The 5,509-nt window shown below is 71.9% G+C and carries 3 protein-coding genes; all 3 read left to right on the plus strand.

Features of this window, described 5'->3' with window-relative positions; all coding sequences use genetic code 11:
- Nucleotides 1-13: 13 nt before the first annotated feature.
- Genes ACZ4VL_RS39950 through ACZ4VL_RS39960 form a run of 3 tightly spaced genes read left to right on the plus strand, consistent with a single transcriptional unit; the run spans nt 14 to nt 5,395 of the window.
- Nucleotides 14-3,616: an SDR family NAD(P)-dependent oxidoreductase gene (locus ACZ4VL_RS39950; RefSeq protein WP_468210751.1), complete on the plus strand. Its 3,603-nt coding sequence runs from the start codon at nt 14-16 to the stop codon at nt 3,614-3,616.
- A gap of 32 nt (nt 3,617-3,648) precedes the next feature.
- The gene (locus ACZ4VL_RS39955; protein WP_468210754.1) at nt 3,649-5,175 is read left to right on the plus strand and encodes an MFS transporter; all 1,527 of its coding nucleotides are present in this window, start codon (nt 3,649-3,651) and stop codon (nt 5,173-5,175) included.
- A gap of 40 nt (nt 5,176-5,215) precedes the next feature.
- Nucleotides 5,216-5,395, plus strand: coding sequence for a DUF5302 domain-containing protein (locus ACZ4VL_RS39960; protein ID WP_468210757.1), 180 nt, complete (start codon nt 5,216-5,218; stop codon nt 5,393-5,395).
- Nucleotides 5,396-5,509 lie beyond the last annotated feature (114 nt).

Raw genomic sequence — 5,509 nt, forward strand, 5'->3', positions numbered from 1 at the left:
GGGTGCGGGTGGCGTGGGCGAGCTGACGCTCCTGGAGCCGCTCGTGCTCGCCGAGGACGTTCCGTTGCGGCTCCAGGTACGGGTGGGTCCCGCCGCGGACGCCGACGCCCGAACCGTGGAGATCCACAGCCGACCGGCCGGTGCGCCGGAATCGGTGCCCTGGTCCCTGCACGCGACCGGTGTGCTGACGGACGCGGTGTCCGGTAGTGCCGAGGAAGCGGCGATGGCAGAGCTGCGGACGTGGCCGGTCGCCGGGGCCGAGCGGGTGAGCCTCGACGGCTTCTACGACGGGTTGTCCGAGAAGGGCCTGGAGTACGGGCCCGCCTTCCAGGGCCTGACCGAGCTGTGGCGCAAGGGCACCACCGCCTACGGCCTGGTCCGCCTCTCCGACGGTCTCACCACCGACGACTTCGGCATCCACCCCGCCCTCCTCGACGCCGCCCTGCACACCTTCGCGGCGACGGGTATGGGAGCCGGTGACGAGGAGACCGACGGGGCCCTGCTGCCCTTCATGTGGTCCGGCGTACGGCTCTGCGCCACAGGCGGCAGGGAACTCCGGGTCCGCATCGAGGTCACGGGCGACACCGCGGCGGCGATCCTGGTCTCCGACGGCACGGGCGAACCGGTGGCGCACGCGGCGGGACTCGAACTCAAGCGTGCGAGCGCCGCCCAGCTCCGTGGCGGCGACGGCCACGACACGGGGCATCTCTACCGTGTCGAGTACCAGCCGCAGACGCTCGCGAAGGAGCCCGGCCGCTCTCCGGAGGGTTCCGGCGACGTCCTCGTGGTCGGACGGGACGGGATCGTCGCCAGGACGCTGGGGGCCCGCGCGCTGGAGGCCGGCGCCCTCCCCGAGTGGGGCGACGACGCCCCGCGTAGCGTGATCGTCGACCTGACCGGGCCCGCCGCGACCGGTGAGGGCGGTGAGGACGCCGTCGACCGCCGTGCCCGGAGCACGGTGGCGGGGACGCTCGAGTGGCTTCAGAGCATCCTCGACGATCCGCAGTCCGAGGGCGCCGAGATCGTCTGGGTGACCCGTGGGGCGGTCGCCGCCTCGCCGGTCGACACGGTCCGGTCCTTGGCGCACGCGCCGCTGTGGGGACTGATCAGGGTCGCTCGTGCCGAGCACCCCGAGCGTGTCCTCAGGCTGGTGGACATCGGTGCGGAGGAGCCGGAAGCGGAGCTGCTGCGCCAGGTCCTCGCCACGGGCACCGAGCCGGAGCTCGTGGTGCGCGGCGACAGCGTGCTGGCACCGCGTCTGGCGGCGGCCCACAAGGCCGGCACGCCGGACATGCTCGTACCCGACGTGCGTGACCAGCCGTGGCACCTGGACATCGAGGAGAAGGGCAGGCTGGACACCTTCTTCTTCCGGCCCGTCGACCGGAGTGAACCGCTGGGTGAGGGTGACGTCCGGGTGGCTGTCCGCGCGGCCGGGATGAACTTCCGTGACGTGCTCAACGCGCTGGACATGGTGCACGCCCCGAAGCTGGGGCTGGAGTGCGCGGGTGTCGTCCTCGAGACCGGGCCCGGTGTGACCCATCTGCGGGTGGGCGACCGGGTGATGGGCCTGGCGGTGGGCACCTTCGGTTCCGAGGTCCGCGTCGACGCCCGCTGGATGGTGCGCATCCCGGACCACCTGACGTTCGTCGAGGCGGCCACCGTTCCGCTGGCCTACCTCACCGCGCACTACGCCTTCACGGATCTCGCGACGCTCAACCCGGGGGACAAGGTCCTCATCCACGCCGCCGCCGGCGGTGTGGGCCAGGCGGCCATGCAGCTCGCCCGGCACGCCGGCTGTGAGGTCTACGGAACGGCCAGCCCCGGCAAGTGGCGGACGCTGCGCGAACTGGGGCTCTCCGACGGGCACATCGCGTCGTCGCGGACCACCGACTTCGCGCACCAGTGGCGCTCGGCCACGGACGGCGCCGGTATGGACGTGGTACTCAACGCCCTGACCGGGCAGTTCGTCGACGCGTCGCTGGAGCTGCTGCCGCGCGGCGGGCAGTTCCTCGAGATGGGCAAGACGGACGTCCGGGACGCCGAGGCCGTCGCCGCGGCGTACCCCGGCGTCCGGTACCAGGCGTTCGACCTCGTCGACAGCGGTGCCGACCGGATCCAGGAGATGCTGCTGGAACTCGTCGCGCTGCTGGAGCAGGGCGCGATCACGCCGCTCCCGTACTCGGCGTTCGACATACGGGAGGCTCCGAGCGCGTTCCGGACCATGGCTCAGGGCCGTACGACGGGCAAGCTGGTCCTCACCGTCCCGCGCGGTCTGGACGGTGCCGGCACCGTCCTGATCACCGGAGGGACCGGCGAGCTCGGCCAACTCGTGGCCCGTCGCCTCGTCGTGGAGCACGGCGTGCGTCACCTGGTGCTGACCTCGCGCCGTGGCGCGGGGGTGCCCGGCACCGAGGAGCTCGTCGCGACGCTCACCGAGGCCGGTGCCGAAACCGTGCGAGTGCTGGCCTGTGACGTGTCGAGCCGTGACGACGTCGCACGCGTCCTCGCCGGCATCGACGACGCGGCACATCCGCTGACCGGTGTGTTCCACCTGGCGGCAGTGCTCGACGACGGCGTCGTCCGTAACCAGAGCGCCGAGCGGTTCGCGAGGGTTCTCGCCCCGAAGGTCTCGGGGGCGTTGCACCTGCACGAGCTCACCGCCGGGCTGGACCTGTCCGCGTTCGTGCTCTTCTCGTCCGCGGCCGGCACGCTCGGCGCGCCCGGGCAGAGCAACTACGCGGCGGCCAACGTGTTCCTCGACACGTTCGCGGCGTACCGGCGCAAGCAGGGACTGCCCGCACTGAGCCTGTCGTGGGGCCTCTGGGAGCAGGCCGGTGTCGGCATGACCGCCCACCTGGGCGAGGCGGAGTTGTCCCGGCTGCGCAAGCGCGGCTCGCAGGCCCTCTCCGCGGAGGAGGGCACGCGCCTGCTGGACATCGCGCTGGGACGTCCGGAGCCCCACCTGATACCGATCAAGATCGATCTCGCGGGTCTGGCCGACGAGGCGGGCGAGCGACTCGCCCCGCTCTTCGCGGCGCTGGTGCGGCCGCGGCTGCGGCGGGTCAGGGAAGCCACGGCCCCGGTCGAGTCGTTCCGCGAGCGGCTGGCCGGCCTGCCGGTCGAGGAGCAGGTCGCCTCGCTGGTGCGTTCGGTGCGGCAGGAGGTGTCCGGCGTACTGGGTCTCCAGGGAGCCGAGATGGTTCCGGCGGACAAGGAGCTCAGGGACTTCGGCTGGGACTCGCTGATGGCCGTGGAACTGCGCAACCGCCTGACGGCGTACGCGGGAGTGGCCCTTCCGAGCACCCTGGCCTTCGACTACCCCACTCCCCGGGCGATCGCCGAGTTCCTGCACGTACGCCTGGAGCTGGGTACGGCCGCGGAGCAGTCCGGGCCGCCGCAGGACCCGGCGAAGGCCGTCGAATGGGCCCTCGGCCGGGTGACCCCGGAGCAGCTGCGGCAGAGCGGGCTGCTGGCGCAGCTGCTGGAGCTCGCGCAGCCACAGGGCGACCCCTCCGGTGATGTGCGTACGGCCGCCGACGCGCTGCGGGCGGCGGAGGAACTGTCGGACGACGACATGGACCGGGCACTCGATGCCGTTCTCGGAAATGTGATGTGAGGAAGCCTGTGCCGAAACTCAACGATCCTGAAGTGCGGCCTCCGCAGGTTTCCGGCGGCGAGGCCGAACCGAAACCTCCTTCCGGCCCGACCGGGGGGCACGACGACCGGGCCGCCTCGCGGCACCGCTGGATCGCCCTGGCCGTGGTGACCCTGGCGTCGTTCCTCGACAACCTGGACGCGAACGCCGTCACCGTCGTCCTGCCCGGCATCCAACGGGACCTGGGCGCCGGCTTCACCACGGCCCAGTGGACGCTCGCCGGCTACGCCCTGGCCTACGCGCTGTTCCTGATCACCGGTGGGCGGCTCGGTGACATCTACGGGCGCAAGCGGCTGTTCATGTCCGGGGTGGCGGGCTTCGTGCTGGCCTCCGCCGTGTGCGGCGCGGCGCCCCTGCCGGAAGTGCTGGTGGCGGGACGGTTCGCGCAGGGGTTCATGGCCGCCCTGATGGTCCCCCAGGCCGTCTCCGTCATCGTCACGATGTTCCGCCGGGAGGAGTGGGCGCGGGCCTTCGCGGTGCTGGGGGCCGCGCTGAGCGTGGGCAGCGTGGGCGGGCCGCTCCTCGGTGGCGTCCTCACCGAACTGGACGTCCTGGGCCTCGGCTGGCGGGCGATCTTCCTGATCAACGTGCCGCTCGGGGCGATCGCCCTGGTGCTGTGCGCGCGCAGCATGCCCGAGTCCCGCTCGGATGAACCGCTGCGCCTCGACGTCGTCGGCGTGGTGCTGCTGATGGTCGCCTCGCTGGGCATTCTCTACCCGCTGGTGCAGGGGAGGGAGGAGGGCTGGCCGGGCTGGATGTTCGCCCTGATGGGCTGTGCGGTCGTGCTGCTCGCGGTGTTCGTCCGACAGCAGCGCCTCCGCCACCGGCGTGACGGGTCGGCGCTGATCCCGCCGACCCTCTTCCACCACCGTTCCTCCGTGGTGGGCCTGACGGTGACGCTGCTGATCTTCAGCGGGGTGGCGTCGTTCTTCCTCGTCCTCACCTACCACCTGCAGACCGGCATGGGCTGGTCGGTGATGAAGACCGCCCTGGTCACAGCCGCCTGGCCGGTGGGTATCACCGCCACGTTCCAGATCGCCTGGCGATTCGGCTCCGACCGCGGCCGCCTGTGCGTGGCCGCCGGTTCCTCGCTGATGGCATGCGGTGCACTGGGGACGCTGCTCACCGTCTGGTCGGCGGGCGGCGGGGATGTGCCCTGGGGCCAGCTGGCCGGTGCGGAGTTCGTCATGGGCTGCGGCATGGGGCTCACCACACCGGTACTGACCGCCGTGGTCCTCGGCGACGTTCCCGCGCAGGACGCGGGAGCCGGCTCGGGGGTGCTCAACGCCGCCATCCAGTTCAGCTCGGCCGCCGGTGTCGCCCTCGTCGGCGCCCTCTACTTCGGGGCCGTGGAGCCGCAGGCGGGCGTGGAGGTCACAGCGGAGCACTTCAGCTCGGCGACGTCCTCGGTCCTGTGGTGCAACGTCGGCGTCTTCGTCCTGACCGCCGTACTCAGTTCGCTGCTCCCGAAGAACAGCGAACGAGAAAACCCGAAAAATGTCTCATCCGGATCGGAATGAGCTGCAAAGATCTGTCGACCGTGGTTTCCAGGAGGCATCAGTGGGTGAAACACCTGACCAGAGCAGTGTGAACGAGCAGGCGAAGCGCAAGTTCCAGGAAGCCCTGGAGCGCAAGAATCAGGGCGCCTCGCGCAGGGCTCACGAGAAGGGCCGCAGTTCGGCGAAGGTCACGAGCAGCCCGGCCGTGCAGAAACGCCATTTTCAGCGCAAGGCCGGGTGACCCCGCACCGGGGGGGGGGGGGGGGGGGGGGGGGGGGGGGGGGGGGGGGGGGGGGGGGGGGGGGGAGGGGGGGGGGGGAGGGGGGGGGAGGGGGGGTGGGGGTGGGGGGGGGGA

It is taken from the genome of Streptomyces sp. NPDC029014 (genome assembly GCF_055564695.1).